At 35.3% G+C, this 16,190-nt stretch carries 16 protein-coding genes; 13 read left to right on the top strand and 3 right to left on the bottom strand.

What is annotated here, in order from left to right; genetic code table 11:
* Positions 1 to 69 precede the first annotated feature (69 nt).
* The 5 genes from OMO38_RS11705 (at position 70) to OMO38_RS11685 (ending at position 6,440) form a co-directional block, all read left to right on the top strand.
* On the top strand, positions 70 to 2,484 hold the full coding sequence (locus OMO38_RS11705; protein WP_264750357.1) for an erythromycin esterase family protein: 2,415 nt from the start codon (positions 70 to 72) through the stop codon (positions 2,482 to 2,484).
* A gap of 47 nt (positions 2,485 to 2,531) precedes the next feature.
* Positions 2,532 to 3,935, top strand: coding sequence for an MFS transporter (locus OMO38_RS11700; RefSeq protein ID WP_264750356.1), 1,404 nt, complete (start codon positions 2,532 to 2,534; stop codon positions 3,933 to 3,935).
* Positions 3,936 to 4,145: 210 nt separating this feature from the next.
* A complete protein-coding gene (locus OMO38_RS11695; protein ID WP_264750355.1) occupies positions 4,146 to 5,021 on the top strand; it encodes a pirin family protein in 876 nt (291 codons plus the stop codon).
* A gap of 123 nt (positions 5,022 to 5,144) precedes the next feature.
* On the top strand, positions 5,145 to 5,462 hold the full coding sequence (locus OMO38_RS11690; RefSeq protein ID WP_264750354.1) for a GNAT family N-acetyltransferase: 318 nt from the start codon (positions 5,145 to 5,147) through the stop codon (positions 5,460 to 5,462).
* Between the two features lie 78 nt (positions 5,463 to 5,540).
* Entirely contained in the window at positions 5,541 to 6,440 is a 900-nt protein-coding gene (locus OMO38_RS11685; protein ID WP_264750353.1) for a pirin family protein, read from the top strand.
* Between the two features lie 56 nt (positions 6,441 to 6,496).
* On the opposite strand, the gene OMO38_RS11680 is transcribed toward OMO38_RS11685, so the two are convergent.
* A complete protein-coding gene (locus OMO38_RS11680; RefSeq protein WP_264750352.1) occupies positions 6,497 to 6,892 on the bottom strand; it encodes a hypothetical protein in 396 nt (131 codons plus the stop codon).
* Positions 6,893 to 7,162: 270 nt separating this feature from the next.
* Between OMO38_RS11680 and OMO38_RS11675 the strand changes: the two genes are divergently transcribed.
* The 8 genes from OMO38_RS11675 (at position 7,163) to OMO38_RS11640 (ending at position 14,841) form a co-directional block, all read left to right on the top strand.
* Complete coding sequence (locus OMO38_RS11675) at positions 7,163 to 7,693, top strand: NADPH-dependent FMN reductase (RefSeq protein ID WP_264750351.1); 531 nt, start codon at positions 7,163 to 7,165, stop codon at positions 7,691 to 7,693.
* A gap of 474 nt (positions 7,694 to 8,167) precedes the next feature.
* A complete protein-coding gene (locus tag OMO38_RS11670) occupies positions 8,168 to 8,566 on the top strand; it encodes an OsmC family protein (RefSeq protein ID WP_264750350.1) in 399 nt (132 codons plus the stop codon).
* Between the two features lies 1 nt (position 8,567).
* Positions 8,568 to 8,849, top strand: a complete 282-nt coding sequence (locus tag OMO38_RS11665; RefSeq protein ID WP_264750349.1) for a GNAT family N-acetyltransferase — start codon at positions 8,568 to 8,570, stop codon at positions 8,847 to 8,849.
* Positions 8,850 to 9,116: 267 nt separating this feature from the next.
* The gene (locus OMO38_RS11660) at positions 9,117 to 10,691 is read left to right on the top strand and encodes a sodium:solute symporter (protein ID WP_264750348.1); all 1,575 of its coding nucleotides are present in this window, start codon (positions 9,117 to 9,119) and stop codon (positions 10,689 to 10,691) included.
* A gap of 110 nt (positions 10,692 to 10,801) precedes the next feature.
* Positions 10,802 to 11,623 carry a hypothetical protein gene (locus OMO38_RS11655; protein WP_264750347.1) on the top strand — a complete coding sequence of 274 codons (822 nt, stop codon included), beginning with the start codon at positions 10,802 to 10,804 and terminating at the stop codon, positions 11,621 to 11,623.
* Between the two features lie 893 nt (positions 11,624 to 12,516).
* Positions 12,517 to 13,368, top strand: a complete 852-nt coding sequence (locus OMO38_RS11650; RefSeq protein WP_264750346.1) for a transketolase — start codon at positions 12,517 to 12,519, stop codon at positions 13,366 to 13,368.
* An 87-nt stretch (positions 13,369 to 13,455) separates the two neighbouring features.
* Positions 13,456 to 14,403, top strand: coding sequence for a transketolase family protein (locus OMO38_RS11645; protein WP_264750345.1), 948 nt, complete (start codon positions 13,456 to 13,458; stop codon positions 14,401 to 14,403).
* A gap of 225 nt (positions 14,404 to 14,628) precedes the next feature.
* Positions 14,629 to 14,841 carry a hypothetical protein gene (locus OMO38_RS11640; RefSeq protein ID WP_264750344.1) on the top strand — a complete coding sequence of 71 codons (213 nt, stop codon included), beginning with the start codon at positions 14,629 to 14,631 and terminating at the stop codon, positions 14,839 to 14,841.
* A gap of 302 nt (positions 14,842 to 15,143) precedes the next feature.
* Here OMO38_RS11640 and OMO38_RS11635 read toward each other — a convergent pair whose 3' ends face one another.
* Positions 15,144 to 15,533, bottom strand: a complete 390-nt coding sequence (locus OMO38_RS11635; protein ID WP_264750343.1) for a hypothetical protein — start codon at positions 15,531 to 15,533, stop codon at positions 15,144 to 15,146.
* Between the two features lie 68 nt (positions 15,534 to 15,601).
* On the bottom strand, positions 15,602 to 16,072 hold the full coding sequence (locus tag OMO38_RS11630; RefSeq protein WP_047446659.1) for an Lrp/AsnC family transcriptional regulator: 471 nt from the start codon (positions 16,070 to 16,072) through the stop codon (positions 15,602 to 15,604).
* Positions 16,073 to 16,190 lie beyond the last annotated feature (118 nt).

Raw genomic sequence — 16,190 nt, 5'->3', positions numbered from 1 at the left:
CGATATGAAACATTCTCATTCATCGTTATAATGACGAATATTAACTAAAACACATCTGAAACACAATTCATGCTGAAAAATATTTTAACCATTGTCCTGATCTCCACCTTTTCTTCTATAAAAATTCAAGCACAGATTACGGACAGCCACCAATACGTTTTGTTGGGCGAGCCTACCCATGGTGACGGAGCGGTGTTTGATGAAAAAGTAAATTTGATTAAAAAGCTACATCAGGAAAAACACTTCAAAACCATTTTATTTGAAGCTGGTTTTTATGATAATTTTAAAGCATGGGAATTGTATCATTCCAATCCGGATATCAGTTCTTACAACCAAAGCATCTTTGCCAGCTGGTCTGAAACGAAAGCTTTTCAGGAACTTCTATCTTACGTGAAACAGAATCCGGAAATGAAAATCTTGGGCGTTGACTGTCAGGAAGGCACTATTTTTCAGCAACACTATTTAAATGATTTAAAAGATGTTTTCAGAAGAAACAATATTTCCTTTTCTGAAAAAGAATATCAGCTTGTTGATAAAACTCTAATTTATCAGGATTTAGAATATTTAAAAAATAATAACACTGAGATTGAGAGGATGTACTCTGTCTACGATCAATTCCTCAAAGCATTGGCTTCAATAAAGGATAAAGATTTTAAAACAAAAGTTATTGAGCAGACTTTTAAAAGTTCAAAGTCTGAAATAGATTACACTCTGAAAAAATTGAATGGTGAAAGTTTTCCAGTTCAGAACCCAAGAGATCAGCAAATGGCAGAAAACTTCACTTTTCTCCAGAAAGAATTACAAAATGAAAAACTCATTCTTTGGGCAGCCAATTATCATATCGCCAACAATCTAAGTACATTTAAACTTACTGATGTAAGTCTTGAATATCTTAAAAAACTTCATCAGCAAGAAAAAGAATTAAATGGCCATAATGAGGTTACCTTAGAAGAAACGATTAAGAATATTAATGAATTAAATGAAGCTTTGCCATTCGGTGGAATTTTAAAAAAGCAATACAGAGATCTGCTGTACTCCTTAGCTTTCACCTCTTACTCCGGAAATTATTTGGGAATGCATGACAAAGAAACGCGTATTCTGACACCTCCGCAAAACAGTTTGGAATATGATCTGTTTTCTAAAGCAAGTCCATCCGTTTTGATTGATCTTAAAACCTATTCTAAAGATGAATTTTACACGTCAACTTTAGGCTATCTTCCTATTTCACTAAACTGGAAAAATGTATATGACGGCATTTATTACATTCCAAAAATGTTTGTTCCGGAAATGATCTCTTACAGAAAACTTAATGAAAATAACGTTCAGATCAAGGAATCCAACAAAATAAAAGGGAGAATTTTAGATGGAGAGACAAAAAAGCCTATCGCCTATGCCGATATTTACTTTAAGTCAAACAATAAGAGTGTCGTTGCAAATGAAATGGGAGAATTCACTATTTCGAAATCATCATCAGTAAATGATTATCTCATAATTTCTGCAGTTGGCTATCAAAATGATTCTATTGGTGTTGAATCTTTGAAATTTCAAAACAATATTTATTTAAAATTATCTACCGAAAAAACTACGCAGATTGAAGAGATTGTTTTAAAAAGTCAGAAAGCTTTGTCGGCAACAGAAATTTTGGAAAAGGCTAAAAATAATGTTGAGCATAATTACATCCAAACACCTTACAATCAGAGATTTTATGTAAGCGACAAGCGTTATAATGAAAAAGATATTTTAAAATACAGCGAAGAAGCTTTAGTCGAAATTTTTAATAAAGATGGTATAAACAGCTCCAATAATGTTGAGAAAAATATTTTCGGTGAAATTTTACAGTACAAGAGCCACACAGAAAATTCCGAAAGAAGTAAAGAAAGCGGTATTGGAAGTTTGTGGGTACAGCTTAATCGGGATGTTATATTAAGTAAAGCCAATGTATTATACCGAACTTCATCTTATAGTTTAACCAGCAAAAAAGTCATCGAATATAACGGTAAGAAAGCGTATCAAATTGACTTCATCAACAATTCTCCCGGAGTTTATTCCACAGGATATGGTTATCCTGCTCCGGAAGCTTCGTCTGGAACGATTTATATAGATACTGAGACATTTGCCGTGATTCGTTATGAACATTGTATCGCAAGAAAAATGCATCAGTATAAAAATTCTAAATATCCTTCGCAGACATTTCATCAAATCATTCAAACCTACAAGGAAGTTGACGGAAAATATTTTCTTAATTTCTATAAACAGATTGACAAAGAAAACTATATCTTAGACAGTCAGGTTATTGCCACTTTTTATGGTAATTTTTATCTCATGTCTGAAGATATCACTACAAATCAGGTCACAAAATATGATCGGCCGATTATTAAGTTAAAAGAACATTTTTCACCAAAAATAAATAATGTGTTCTGGGATAATGCCAACTTTTATATTGAAGATGAAAATTATCGGTTCGAAAATTGTAACTTCAAATAATTAAAAATTTTAAGCTTAAGATTTAAGTTCAAAGATAATTTAATTACATGCCCACAACTATATCTCCCCGCCAAACCGTAAAAAAAGTTCTTCCTTTAATTTTAGCAACTGCTATTTTTATGCAGATGCTGGATTCTACAATTTTAAATACTTCCCTACCCTCAATTGCAAGAGATCTGAATGAATCTCCGCTGAATATGCAGAACGCCATCATCAGTTATGTCCTGACGTTAGCCGTTTTTATGCCGGCAAGCGGATTTTTGGCAGACCGTTTCGGAACAAGAAGAGTTTTTATTTTCGCTTTGGTGCTTTTCAGTTTGGGCTCTATCTTTTGTGCACTTTCACAGAATCTGACGCATTTGGTTATTTCCCGCGTCGTTCAGGGAGTTGGCGGAAGTTTAATGACTCCTGTCGGGAAATTAGCTTTAATTAAAACTTTTAACCGAAACGAATTGCTCAAAGCTATGAACTTCGCCATCGTTCCTGCTTTGATTGGTCCTGTTTTAGGTCCGTTGGTGGGAGGTTACATGGTTGATTATCTTTCCTGGCACTGGATTTTTCTAATTAATATTCCCATTGGACTTTTAGGAATTGTTTTGGGTTTAAAATATATGCCGAATTACAATTCGCGTGACACCGATTTTGATCTGAAAGGTTTTATGATCTTTGCGGCAGCCTCTTTGCTGCTTTCCGTTTCACTGGAACTGTTCGGCGACATGCAGAATATCACACCCGTCTTATTAGTTTTCATCTTAGGATTTCTGTTTCTCTACTATTATTACCGACATGCAAAAAGAGGCAACAACCCAATTTTTCCTCTGAATTTATTTCAGGTACGTACATTCCGTGTTGGAATTGTAGGAAATCTTGCAACAAGATTAGGAATCAGTTCCGTTCCGCTTCTGCTTCCTTTAATGATTCAGATCGCTTACGGCCAATCGGCAGTAATGTCAGGTTGGATTATTGCACCGATGGCCCTAACTGCAATGTTTGGCAAATCATCGGTAATCCGGATTTTAAATAAATACGGTTACAAAAAAACGTTGATGGTCAACACTTTTGTGATCGGAACTTTAATCTGCTGTTTAGCAATTCCCAATATCAATGATTCTATCTTCTGGTTCGTTCCGGTAATCGCTATTTTAGGATTTTTCAACTCGATTCAGTTTACTTCTATGAATACAATTTCAATTGCAGACTTAAGAAATTTCCAGACCAGCAGCGGGAATTCCCTGATTTCAGTGAACCAGCAGTTGGCCATAGGTTTTGGAATTGCATTTGGTTTAATTGTTTTAAAAATTTACGAAAACAGCCCGGAACTCATCCTTCACGAAACTCACAATGCATTCCGCTACACCTTTCTCACCGTCGGAATTTTAACCATCTTATCAAGCCTGGTTTTCCGCAGACTCCACGTCTCAGATGGAAAAAACATGAAATCCGAATCGTAGGAGCGGTTGAGTTTGAGCATTTAAGCGTTTGAGGGTATTCGTCTACAGTATGAGAATATAAAATTTTTAAACTCCAAGCAACTCTCCGACTCTCAAACTCTCTCGTTCTCTTACTCTCCTTCCCTCCCACTCAAAATCCGAACTTAACACACATCAACGTTAATCCACTTCTGCTGTCCTAAATTTGTTTAAAATTAAAACAGACATATTATGACAACTAAAAAAGTAGAAATGATTATTTCACCAAAGCCTGCTCAATTCGTAGGCGATGGTTTTAGGGTGCATAATTTTATACCAAGCGCACAGAAGCTCGATATGAAAAGAATGGATCCGTTCATTATGTTGGATTATAACTCAAAATTTCACTTCAATCCATCCGAAACACCAAAAGGTGTCGGCGTACATCCACACAGAGGTTTTGAAACGGTAACGATTGCTTATCAGGGAAAAGTTGAACATCATGACAGCGCAGGAGGAGGCGGAATCATTGGAGAAGGCGACGTACAGTGGATGACGGCTGCGAGCGGCATTCTTCATAAAGAATATCACGAAAAAGAATGGTCTAAGCAGGGCGGAATCTTTCAGATGGTTCAGCTTTGGGTAAATCTTCCGGCAAAAGATAAAATGAGCAAACCAAAATATCAGGCGATCTCCAATTCAGAAATGAAAAAAGTAGATTTGGGTGAAAATGGTTTCATTGAAGTTATCGCCGGATCATTCCAGGAAAACCGAGGTCCGGCATCTACTTTTACTCCAATTAATCTGATGAATGCCAAATTGAAATCAGGTGGAAAGGCAGAATTTAATTTCCCCGCCAACTTCAATACTGCAGCTTTGGTTATCGAAGGAAATATCATTATCAATGGAGAAGAAAAAGCGCCGGTTAATAATTTTGTTTTATTCAAAAATGACGGCGAAAGCTTTACCGTAGAAGCTACCGAAGATTCAATTGTACTCATAATCAGCGGTGAACCGATTAATGAACCGATTTTTCCTCACGGACCGTTTGTTATGAACTCAAGAGAAGAAATTATGCAGGCTTTTGAAGATTTCAATACCGGAAAATTCGGGTATCTGGAAGATTAATCACTATTAAATTATTAATTTTAATTTCTAACGGTTGTTTTTTGGTAAGAATCCAAGCATATTATCCGAAAAGCTTTGTAAAAATAAGAATCACATTTAAACACCTTTAAAATATATAAAATCATGAAACCGGAATTTGAAAACATCCTATTGGTAAAAAACGAAGAAAAAAAGAGATTTGAAATAGAATACAACGGTCATTTTGCGTTTATTGACTGTAAAGAAACGAGTCAGCAGATTGCTCTCATTCATACGGAAGCCGAACCTGAACTGGCGGGAACCGGAGCTGCTGCAGCGGTTGTTGAAAAAACATTAATGTACATCGAAGAAAGCGGTAAAAAACTGCTTCCATTCTGCCCATACGTTTTTGCATTTATCCGAAAAAACCCAGACTGGAAACGCATTGTTGACGAAAGATTTGAGGGTTACGATAAAATTTAAATTTACGTAAACAGCAATCAGCAAAAGAAATATTTGATTAAATTAGCTTCATTCAAAAACAAAAAAACCAAATCCATCATGTCAAACATCGGACTTATCATAGAAGAAAAATCAGCAGACATCGGAAATTTTTTAGTCGGAAGATTATTGCCTTTCCGTGAAAAAAGAGCAGTTGGACCTTTCGTATTTATCGATCACATGGGACCAGCGGAATTAAAAGACTATCAGAATCTTGACGTTCCTGCTCATCCGCATATCGGACTTTCAACTTTAACCTACCTTCTCGAAGGATCAATTTTTCACAGAGACAGCATCGGAAGTGCTTTAGAAATAAAACCTGGCGCCGTCAACTGGATGACCGCCGGTAAAGGCGTTGTACATTCAGAAAGAACACCGGAATATTTGAGAACGACCGACAAAAAACTTCACGGCTTTCAAATCTGGGTAGGACTTCCCAAACATCTGGAGCAGACCGAACCAACTTTTCATCACATCGAAGCCAGCCAGCTTCCGGTGTGGGAAGAAGGTGAAGTTCAGTTTAAATTGATTGCAGGCGAAGCATTTGGAAAAAAATCTCCGGTTCCGGTTCACAGCAAATTGTTTTTTATTGAAATTAAAACCAAAACCGCTCAGAAAATAAGCATCGGACAGGATCTTTACGGTGAAGCAGCAATGTATGTTTTGGACGGAACCGTGAATGCTGACGGCAATACGTATGGTTCGAAACAATTGCTGATTGCAAAAAACACCAAACTTTGTGAGTTTGAAATGAGCGAAAATGCGACGGTTTATCTCTTTGGCGGTGAGCCTTTTGATGAAGAACGATTTATCTTCTGGAATTTCGTGAATTCAGATAAAGAATTAATCGACAAAGCAAAAGTAGACTGGAATGATCAGAATTATGAAGCTTTTCCTTTGATTCCGGGAGATGACAAAGAATATGTTCCGTTGCCGAAAGCTGTTCTCAACAGAAAATAATACAAAAAACAAAGCCACTTGTTTTATAAGAGGCTTTGCTTTTTTAGAATTAAAAACTAATTCTTTCTTTCAGCTTCAGAAAGTTCTGTAATGAAATCAGTCCAAAGTTTAGAATCTTCGGGAGTCATTTTGGCTGACCAAGATGCATTTTTCGCAGTCCACTCCTGCGATTTTGCCGTAAGCTCCTGACTTTTGGCTACATCTCCTGCTCTTGATGCTGCGGACATTTCAGAAACCATCTTTGCGTATTCAGTGGCAAACTGCTGAACTTCAGGGTTGCTGAATTTCGGGACTTGTACTCCGTCAACAGTTACACCTGATCCGTTTGAAACTTTTTCTTCTGAGCCCACAGAGCTTTCTGTTTTGGCGCGCTCAGTTTTTAAGGCGTCTTCTTTGCATGCTGTAACGCAGATTAGCGCAACAGCACCCAACATGAGGATAGTTTTTTTCATAAATGTTTGATTTTATTTGCATTACAAATATAAATTAATTTACGAATAATTTAAATAAAAATATATTTAAGTCTAAAAAATTTAATAAAACAATGCATAGCATAAAAAATAGACAGGCAATCACTATAATTCGAGGAATTATTTACAAAATCAACACAATAAATTATTATCATTAAATTGATTTCAATAATAACTACATCCAGAAGAAGTAAACACCGTGTCCTTTTTTCCACTTAATTAATTTTCAATAGTTTTATAAAAAAAATAATAATGAAAATACTCGCATTTGCAGGAAGCACCTCTTCCACTTCCATCAACAGAGAACTTGTAAAATTTGTTCTCAAAAGTTTTCAGGAAAATGAAATCAATTTTATTGACCTAAATGATTTCAACATGCCAGTTTTCTCCGTAGATCTTGAGAAAAAAGGTTTTCCTGAAGAAGCGCATAACTTTCTGAAGCAGATTGAAGAATGCGATGTGATCATCTGCTCTCTGGCAGAACATAACCGCTCGTATTCTGCTGCATTTAAAAATGTTTTCGACTGGGCTTCGAGGATTAATGTGAAAGTTTTTCAGAATAAACCAATGCTTTTGATGTCGACTTCACCAGGCGGCTTCGGTGGCGGAAACGTGATGAATACGGCAAAAACTTTCTTTCCTCAATTTGCGGCTGATGTGAAAGAAACTTTTTCACTGCCTAAATTTTATGAGAATTTTGATTTGGAAAGCGGTGTGATCAATCCTGAAATGCTAAAAGATTTAAACGAAAAAATTGAAAATTTTAAAAAACAGATTGCTTAAAGCTGAAATTTCAACTACAAAACCAGATATCTCAGAGAAAATTAACCACAAAGTCACAAAAGCTTTAAACACTTCAGTCACATTAGTTTAGATGAATTAATTTGCTGAAGAAGAACACATAAGATTAAAAAAACAAAGATTTTTTACAGGCGGTAAATAGATTTGTGGAAATCTGTGTCATCTGTGGAACAGATTGATAGAAGCTGAAATTCCAACTACACAACCAGATATCGCAAAAAATCTCAGAGAAAATTAACCACAAAGTCACAAAAGCGTCAAACACATCAATCACATTAGTTTAGATGAACTGATTTGCTGAGGAAGAACACATAAGATTAAAAAATCAAAGATTTTTTACAGGCGGTAATTAAATCTGTGGAAATCTGTGTTATCTGTGGGAAACTTTCATCAATCATCAATCATCAATCATCAATCATAAATTACTCATTACCATAACTCATACCTATAAAAAACATGGCTGTAACCGTAAAAGCTAGCTTAGGCAAAACCAAATATTACACGGAAGTGATTGCTGGTGAAAACAGATTAATCACCGATGAACCCACCGATAAAGGCGGACAAAACAAAGGTTTTAATCCTTTTGAAATCCTCGCCACATCTTTGGCAAGTTGCACTGCCGCAACTTTAAGAATGTACATTGACCGAAAAGAATGGGACGTAGAAAACATAGATGTAGAAGTAGAACTGGAAAATTTTCCGCTTACAAAATTGGCAATTTTTAAAAGAAACATTAATTTTGAAGGAAGTGAACTGAGTGAAGAACAGCTGAAGAGACTTCATGCTATTGCGGATGCATGTCCGGTACATAAAATATTACTTAACGAAATAGAAATTCAAACCAAATTTTCATAATATGATAGAAGTAAAACAAAACAACGACGAGAAACACGGAAGCTTTGAAGCTTCAATTGACGGACAGAAAGCAGGATTAATGACTTACACTTGGGCTGGAGAAGACCGATTCATCATCGATCACACTGAAGTGGAAGAAGCTTACAACGGAAAAGGCGTAGGAAAGGAAATGCTGATCAAAGCTGTAGAATTTGCCAGAGAAAACAATAAAAAAATTATTCCGCTTTGCCCGTTTGCAAAAGCGACTTTTCAGAAAAATGAGGATTTGAGAGATGTGTTATAAAGCTGGGTGATGGATGTGGACGCTAAGAATTGTTCCCACAGATTTCTCAGATGATTGAGAATACCTTTTTTAAAATTGCCACAAATGCACGAATTTTATCTGAATAATTTAGAAGATATTCGTGCATTCGTGGTTTTTTATTCCCCTGAATAACTCCGTGAAGGATGTGTGTAAATCCGTGAAATCTGTGGGACACGACTTCCATCTTCCATCACCCCGCTTCCGCTTCCCAAAAAAAACTATATTTGCTGAAATTTAATTTAAAGCATGAATCCAGGAACTGTACTTTTGCTGTTTGTATTTGTCTATTTTGTAGGGCTTTTGGTGATTTCCTATTTTACCAGCCGTAATTCTGACAACCAGTCTTTCTTTATCGGTAACAAGAAAAGCAAATGGTGGCTCGTTGCCTTCGGGATGATAGGAACCAGCTTAAGCGGTGTCACCTTTATTTCCGTACCGGGAACGGTTGGGAAAATGACCGGAAGCGAATATATTTTCGGCGGGTTTGAATATTACATGATGGTCATCGGATTTTTCATCGGCTATTTTATTGTGGCGGCAGTGCTCCTCCCACTCTACTATAAGATGAATCTAACTTCCATTTACACGTATTTAGGCAGAAGATTTAATGTAGAAGCTCATAAAATCGGTTCAGTGTTTTTCATTGTTTCCAGAGCGATTGGCGCTACAGCCAGATTATATCTTGTTGTAAATGTCCTACAGATATTTTTACTGGAAGGTTTAGGGGTTCCGTTTTGGGTAACGGCTTTGGTACTTTTATTAATGGTTCTTCTATACACCTTTGAAGGCGGTGTAAAAACGATTGTGATTACCGATACTCTGCAGACGTCATTTATGATTATCAGTTTGATTGCCTGTATCGTTTATATCTTATCCAATTTAAATCTATCTTTTGGCGAAGCCTACGCCGTTTTGGAACAGAAGAACTATACCCATTTCATTAATTTTGATCCCAATTCCAAAACATTCTTCCTCAAGACTATTCTCGGTGGAATCTTTATTACCATCGCTATGACAGGTCTTGATCAGGAAATGATGCAGAAAAATATCTCCGTAGACAATCTGAAAAATTCCAAGAAAAATATGCTGACTTTCGCAGGAACATTGCTTTTTGTGAATCTGGCATTCCTGTTTTTAGGCGGTTTACTTTATCTGTTTGCGCTGCAAAACGGTGCGGGATACTCGGAAGTTACAAGTATAGTCGATGGAAAAGAAGTGGTTTCCAATGTTTTCGGATTTAAAGATGCCGCAGGAAACGTGAAAAATATTATGGGCGACGACCTGTTCCCGGCGTTATCACTTAACGGTTACTTCCCGATGACAATTTCTGTTATTTTCATCATTGGTTTGATTTCCGCCTTATTCCCTTCTGCGGATGGTGCTTTGACAGCCGTGACAAGTTCGTACTGTGTCGATCTTTTAAATTTAAATGAAGACAAAACCCGTACAGAACTGCAGAAAAAACATCTTCGTATGAAAATTCACCTGACATTTACAGTGGTTTTCTTTATTCTGATTATGGTCTTCAAAGCGATGAATGACAAATCAATTGTCTACCTCATCATGGAAATTGCAGGTTACACTTACGGACCACTTTTAGGGTTATTTGCCTTCGGAATCTTTACCAAATTTAAAATCTCAACAAAATATTCTATTCTTGCCGTAACACTTCTAGCGCCAGTTCTTACGTATATTATTAATTATTTGGTAACTGCGTACACTGATTACAGGATTGGTGTGGAATTAATTATTCTGAATGGTTTGCTGACGTTTGTTGGACTGTACTTGGTGAAGAATAAGAATTATCTGAAGTTGGTTTAATTAAAATATTTAGTTAGCAGTTTTTCATTTACGAAAATGTTTTGTTCAGTTTGAAATCCGGAGAGATCACAGACAAATTATACGTAAAACTTACATATGACTTTAATTTCATGAAAAGATCAATTTATATATTTTTAATATTATTCAGTATATATTCTTGCGACAACTCATCAAATGACGAAATTGAAACTGAGAAGAAATGTTTTATTACAAAATTCAATCCCGTTGTCGTCCCATTGTATGGTCAGGAATTATTCACTTCAGAGTTTATTTATAATTCACAAAATGATATTATTAAAAAATTAGATTTTGATATTATTCAGGGTAACGTTTCTCAACCGCTTACAACACAAATAAAAAGCACGACCGAAATTATTTATAGCATCAGTAATCTGCCCATTAAAATAGTGGAACAGCCGAACATTTATAATATTCAACTGATAGAATACTTATCCTATACAAATGGAAAATTAGTGGCAAAAGATCGTGTTACTACTAATATTGCAGATAACTTAAGTTCAAAATGGAAATATGAGTACAGCTACACTGATAACAAAATAACATCAGTTATAGGTAAGCATTATGACAGTAATAATATTTTAGATCTAAATGAAATCACAACCGTAGTGTACGGAGCAAATGACAACGTTCAATCTGTTACTAAAGTTTCCAGTTCTGTTTCTGTACCAAATTACATTAGTAAAACAATTACTGAATATGGAGATTACGACTCATATAAAAATCCTTTTAAAGATTTACAAGTTCCATTTGAAGATTATATTTTTATTCGGTATTCACAAAATAATTACACGAAATACTCTAAGAGGCATTTTGTAAATGATATTCCTCAATCGTATGAAACTAAAACATTTACTTACACTTATAACGAAAAAAATTATCCTAAAATAGCAGAATTCAGATGTAATTATTAAAAAAAATAATGATTAAATTTCTTAAGTTTTGGCTAAAGCCAACTCACTGCGTACAAAAATGAAATCGGGCTAAAGCCCGATTCTATTGATAAAAATAAAAAATTTAGTCACTAGTAACTTTAAAAACACACGGTTTTAAAAATATTTGGGCAGCTTTTCCGCCTGAATTTATCCTGAGTTTGCCGAAGGGCTCTCGCTTTTTTGTGCCACCACACTTTCCCGGCTTACAAAAAGAGCTCCACTCAAGTCGGGCTGCGGTAGTCAAAAACATTATAAATTTTCAAACCCTCAAGGTTTTAGAAACCTTGAAGGTTTAGTAAACATAAAAATCTCATTCAAAATCCGGATTTTTCAATTTCCATAAGCTGGTAAAAATTATCTAACCGTGTCAAGGTTTAATTTATAAACTAATAAAAACTGCTGTTTAATTTTTCCTCCTCAAAAACACCATCAAACTTTCGACGGAGGGATGACGGAGCGACGACGGAGAAACTGCACATGAAAATAATTCACAAAATCTAAAAATTCACACCACTGTTTAATTTTTTTCTAATCGATTTTAGACTTTCAGAGAGCATACAGTGATCATATACCGATCATAAATGAAACATAGAAGGAGTGCGTATGAAAAGTATAAAATCAGTGAACTGTTTAAATTTTGGCTGAGAATATTTATTTGATCAAGAGTTTATAGGTATAAAGCCTGATCCTACGAACACAAATAAAAAATTCAATCTTTCAGAATCTTAAACCTTGAAGGTTTAGTAAACATAAAAAATCTTTTTCAAAACCCACAGAAATCCGGAACTCCAACTCCGGATTTTTCAATTTCCGTAAGCCGACAAAAAATTGTAAATTCGCATATATCAATTCTAATAAATAAATCCTACTATATGAGTAAAAGTATTGAAGAGCTGAAATCTCTTACAACACAAATCAGAAGAGACATTTTGAGAATGGTTCATGCTGTAAATTCAGGTCATCCTGGTGGAAGTTTAGGCTGTACAGAATATTTTACCGCACTGTATGGTAAAATTCTGAACTACAAATTACCATTTACCATGGAAGGTAAAAATGAAGACCATTTCTATCTTTCAAACGGGCATATTTCTCCGGTTTTCTATTCTACGTTAGCGAGATTCGGCTTCTTTCCGGTAGAGGAATTAAAGACTTTCAGAAAATTAAATTCAAGATTACAGGGTCACCCTACGACTCATGAAGGTCTGGAAGGAATCAGAGTTGCTTCGGGATCTCTGGGACAGGGACTTTCTGTAGCGCTTGGTGTTGCTCAGGGTAAAAAATTAGACAAAGATGAATCTTTGGTTTACACTCTACATGGTGACGGCGAATTGCAGGAAGGTCAGGTTTGGGAAGCTTTTATGTATGCAGCAGGTAAAAAAGTTGACAACATCATTTCTACCATCGATTATAACGGACAGCAAATTGACGGAAGCACCGAAAACGTTCTTTCATTAGGAAATCTTCATGCAAAATTAGAAGCTTTCGGATGGATCGTTTTGGAAGAGAAAAACGGTAATGATCTTGAAGCCGTAATCGCTATTCTTGAAAGAGCAAAAACAGAAACCGGAAACGGAAAACCTGTTGCAATCATTCTTCACACCATTATGGGTAACGGAGTGGATTATATGATGGGAACTCATGCATGGCACGGTAAGGCTCCAAGTGATGAGCAGTTGGATACCGCTTTCAAACAGTTGTACTTAGAAGCTCCGGCTGATTACTAACATGAATGATCAGTGATAATTGATAAATGATTTCTCACTTGTATCAATTATCAAACATCATTTATCAATCATAAATTTAAACTTCACATGAAATATACATATACAGAAAAAAAAGATACACGTTCAGGATTCGGAGCCGGATTGGCAGAATTGGCTGACAAAAACCCTAATGTAGTAGCGCTTTGTGCAGACCTTATAGGATCATTGAAAATGGAAAAGTTCATCGAAAAAGCTCCTGAAAGATTTTACCAGGTAGGTATTGCGGAGGCTAATATGATGGGTCTTGCTGCAGGTTTGAGCATCACAGGAAAAATTCCTTTTACAGGAACTTTTGCCAACTTCTCAACTTCAAGAGTGTATGACCAGATCCGTCAGTCGATTGCTTACTCTAACAAAAACGTAAAAATCTGTGCTTCTCACGCAGGTCTTACGTTGGGAGAAGATGGTGCAACACACCAGGTTTTGGAAGATATCGGAATGATGAAAATGCTTCCGGGAATGACTGTAATTAATACTTGCGATTATAATCAAACAAAGGCGGCAACTTTGGCTATTGCTGATTTTGAAGGTCCTGTTTACTTAAGATTCGGAAGACCGGTAGTTCCTGTATTTATTCCTGAAGATATGCCTTTCGAAATTGGAAAAGGTATTCTTTTACAGGAAGGAACTGATGTAACGATTGTTGCAACGGGTCACTTGGTTTGGGAATCTCTCCTTGCCGCAGAAGAGCTTGAAAAAGAAGGTATTTCATGCGAGATCATCAATATCCATACGATTAAACCGTTAGACGAGGAAATCATCTTAAAATCAGTTGAAAAAACTGGTAAAATTGTAACTGCTGAAGAGCATAATTATCTTGGTGGTTTAGGTGAATCTGTTGCCGGAATGTTGGCAAGAAAAAGACCTACAAGACAGGAATTTGTAGCCGTTAACGATACTTTCGGAGAATCTGCAACTCCTGCTGAATTAATGAAAAAATATAAAATTGATTCTGCTGCTGTTATTGAGGCAGTGAAGAGAATTTTAGATAAATAATTTCTTCTTTAAATAATATTAGACACGCTTTCGGGCGTGTTTTTTTGTTTTCTGAAATTAATAGTAAATATTTCTTGGGTTTGTGAATTGCTGTCTGTTACTTTAATAAACTAACAATACATAACTAAGAAACAAATAGCCTTATCCTTTGGAATTTTATTCATTCTAGCGGGAAGTCATTTAGTTAAAGCGTATGATCCTGCACACACTCCATTCAGTGAACTTTTGAATCATTTTGATCCAAGATTACATAGTGCGGTAGAAGGCTATTTTATTTCTCAAAAAACTTTTAAAGTAACAAAATCTTATCATCCTGCATTAAAAGTTGGAAGCAAAAACAAGGTTTTCGAGTACGGTACATTCGGAAGCACATATGAAGTGTATGAAATAGAAAGCGGTATTAATCAAAAATTCATTGGAGCAGAATACTGTTCTTAGAGAAAGGCCGATGCAAAAACGGAAAATTAGTAACTCCAATCTTTCACGGAGAAGGAGTATCAATAAATGATTCCAAAACAGTTACATTTACTCATTATATTTCATCACAGAACGCACCGTATTCTCTCGAGTATCTTTTTCTGCAGATTTAGACAGTGTAAGAAAACGTTTTCTTAATCAGAAAACAACGGTTCCTTTAAAATGGACTAAGAATATTATTACAAGATAAAAAAGATGACTGTAAATAAAATAATTAATCCACTGAATATACAGTGGATTTTTTTTTAAATATTTTAAACTGATTATCTGAAAAACTTCCACTTTGGGATGATCGCCAACATTCCGAAACCTGTAAAGAGAAAAAGATTTGTCACATCAGAATATAAAAATGTAGACAGATAATAATTATGCATAAAGAAGTGCAGAACAAGCATCACAGGAAAAAGAAAGATGCCGACTTTTCTGTACAGATACATCAGTACAATACCTGCAATCATTAAAATATCGATAGAAAAAATTAAGTAGAAATATCCTGACGGAATATTCAGCATTTTGTGCTGAAGATATTCATCAAAATCTAATCCGATTCCCATAAAAGTAAACAGCAGTAATGCAGCCAAGGCCAAAATAAAACCCCAGCCTTTTTTCGGGTCTTCATCAAAGTAACTGTATTCTTTATATTCCTTTTCCATGGTGCAAAAATAAAGAACTTATGAATAAATTCATAAGTTCTTCGGTATTTATATCGTCTAAAATTTGATTAAATTGAGATCGCGTTGATCAATCTGTTTTTATCGCTCAAAAACTCTTCCATAGAGATCATACTCTCAGTTCTCATTACATCCTGGATGTCGTCGATCTGATAAATAATCTTTTTCGCGTCTTCAGTATTTTTAGCTTTTACCTTACAGAAAATGTTGTATTTCCCTGAGATAACGCTTGCTTCTACTACGTTTGGAATTGTTCCTAACTCTTTCAAAACCTCTTGAGTGCGGTTTGATTTTGTTAAAAGGATTCCGATAAAAGCTGTGAAGTGGTAATCTAATTTACCATAATCTAAATTAAGAGATGATCCTAAAATAATACCTGCATCTTCCATTTTCTTTACCCTTACGTGTATTGTTCCCGCAGATACATCCATCTGTTTTGCAATTTCTGTAAAAGGCATTCTTGTGTTTTCTACTAAGAAATCAAGAATTTTCTTGTCTATTTCGTCCAGTTGATAGTTCATATTAGTGAAATTATATTTTTCCTAAAAAATCGATAAATTTTTTACAAAATTAAGAAAAATATATTAACTAAAAAAAATATATCAAACATTAACAATAATTAACACGGATGATAAAAAT

It is taken from the genome of Chryseobacterium kimseyorum (assembly GCF_025971945.1).
Taxonomy (GTDB): Bacteria; Bacteroidota; Bacteroidia; order Flavobacteriales; family Weeksellaceae; genus Chryseobacterium; species Chryseobacterium kimseyorum.
Note: the sequence above shows the minus strand (reverse complement) of the source record. Positions and strands in the feature narration are given on the sequence as shown.

Bases quoted from the DNA above. Each gene is read 5' to 3' on its own strand.
- OMO38_RS11650 (WP_264750346.1), top strand. From the start codon at position 12,517: ATGAGTAAAAGTATTGAAGAGCTGAAATCTCTTACAACACAAATCAGA.
- OMO38_RS11700 (WP_264750356.1), top strand. From the start codon at position 2,532: ATGCCCACAACTATATCTCCCCGCCAAACCGTAAAAAAAGTTCTTCCT.
- OMO38_RS11660 (WP_264750348.1), top strand. From the start codon at position 9,117: ATGAATCCAGGAACTGTACTTTTGCTGTTTGTATTTGTCTATTTTGTA.
- OMO38_RS11685 (WP_264750353.1), top strand. From the start codon at position 5,541: ATGTCAAACATCGGACTTATCATAGAAGAAAAATCAGCAGACATCGGA.
- OMO38_RS11670 (WP_264750350.1), top strand. From the start codon at position 8,168: ATGGCTGTAACCGTAAAAGCTAGCTTAGGCAAAACCAAATATTACACG.
- OMO38_RS11695 (WP_264750355.1), top strand. From the start codon at position 4,146: ATGACAACTAAAAAAGTAGAAATGATTATTTCACCAAAGCCTGCTCAA.
- OMO38_RS11655 (WP_264750347.1), top strand. From the start codon at position 10,802: ATGAAAAGATCAATTTATATATTTTTAATATTATTCAGTATATATTCT.
- OMO38_RS11675 (WP_264750351.1), top strand. From the start codon at position 7,163: ATGAAAATACTCGCATTTGCAGGAAGCACCTCTTCCACTTCCATCAAC.
- OMO38_RS11680 (WP_264750352.1), bottom strand. From the start codon at position 6,892: ATGAAAAAAACTATCCTCATGTTGGGTGCTGTTGCGCTAATCTGCGTT.
- OMO38_RS11705 (WP_264750357.1), top strand. From the start codon at position 70: ATGCTGAAAAATATTTTAACCATTGTCCTGATCTCCACCTTTTCTTCT.
- OMO38_RS11645 (WP_264750345.1), top strand. From the start codon at position 13,456: ATGAAATATACATATACAGAAAAAAAAGATACACGTTCAGGATTCGGA.
- OMO38_RS11635 (WP_264750343.1), bottom strand. From the start codon at position 15,533: ATGGAAAAGGAATATAAAGAATACAGTTACTTTGATGAAGACCCGAAA.
- OMO38_RS11690 (WP_264750354.1), top strand. From the start codon at position 5,145: ATGAAACCGGAATTTGAAAACATCCTATTGGTAAAAAACGAAGAAAAA.
- OMO38_RS11665 (WP_264750349.1), top strand. From the start codon at position 8,568: ATGATAGAAGTAAAACAAAACAACGACGAGAAACACGGAAGCTTTGAA.
- OMO38_RS11630 (WP_047446659.1), bottom strand. From the start codon at position 16,072: ATGAACTATCAACTGGACGAAATAGACAAGAAAATTCTTGATTTCTTA.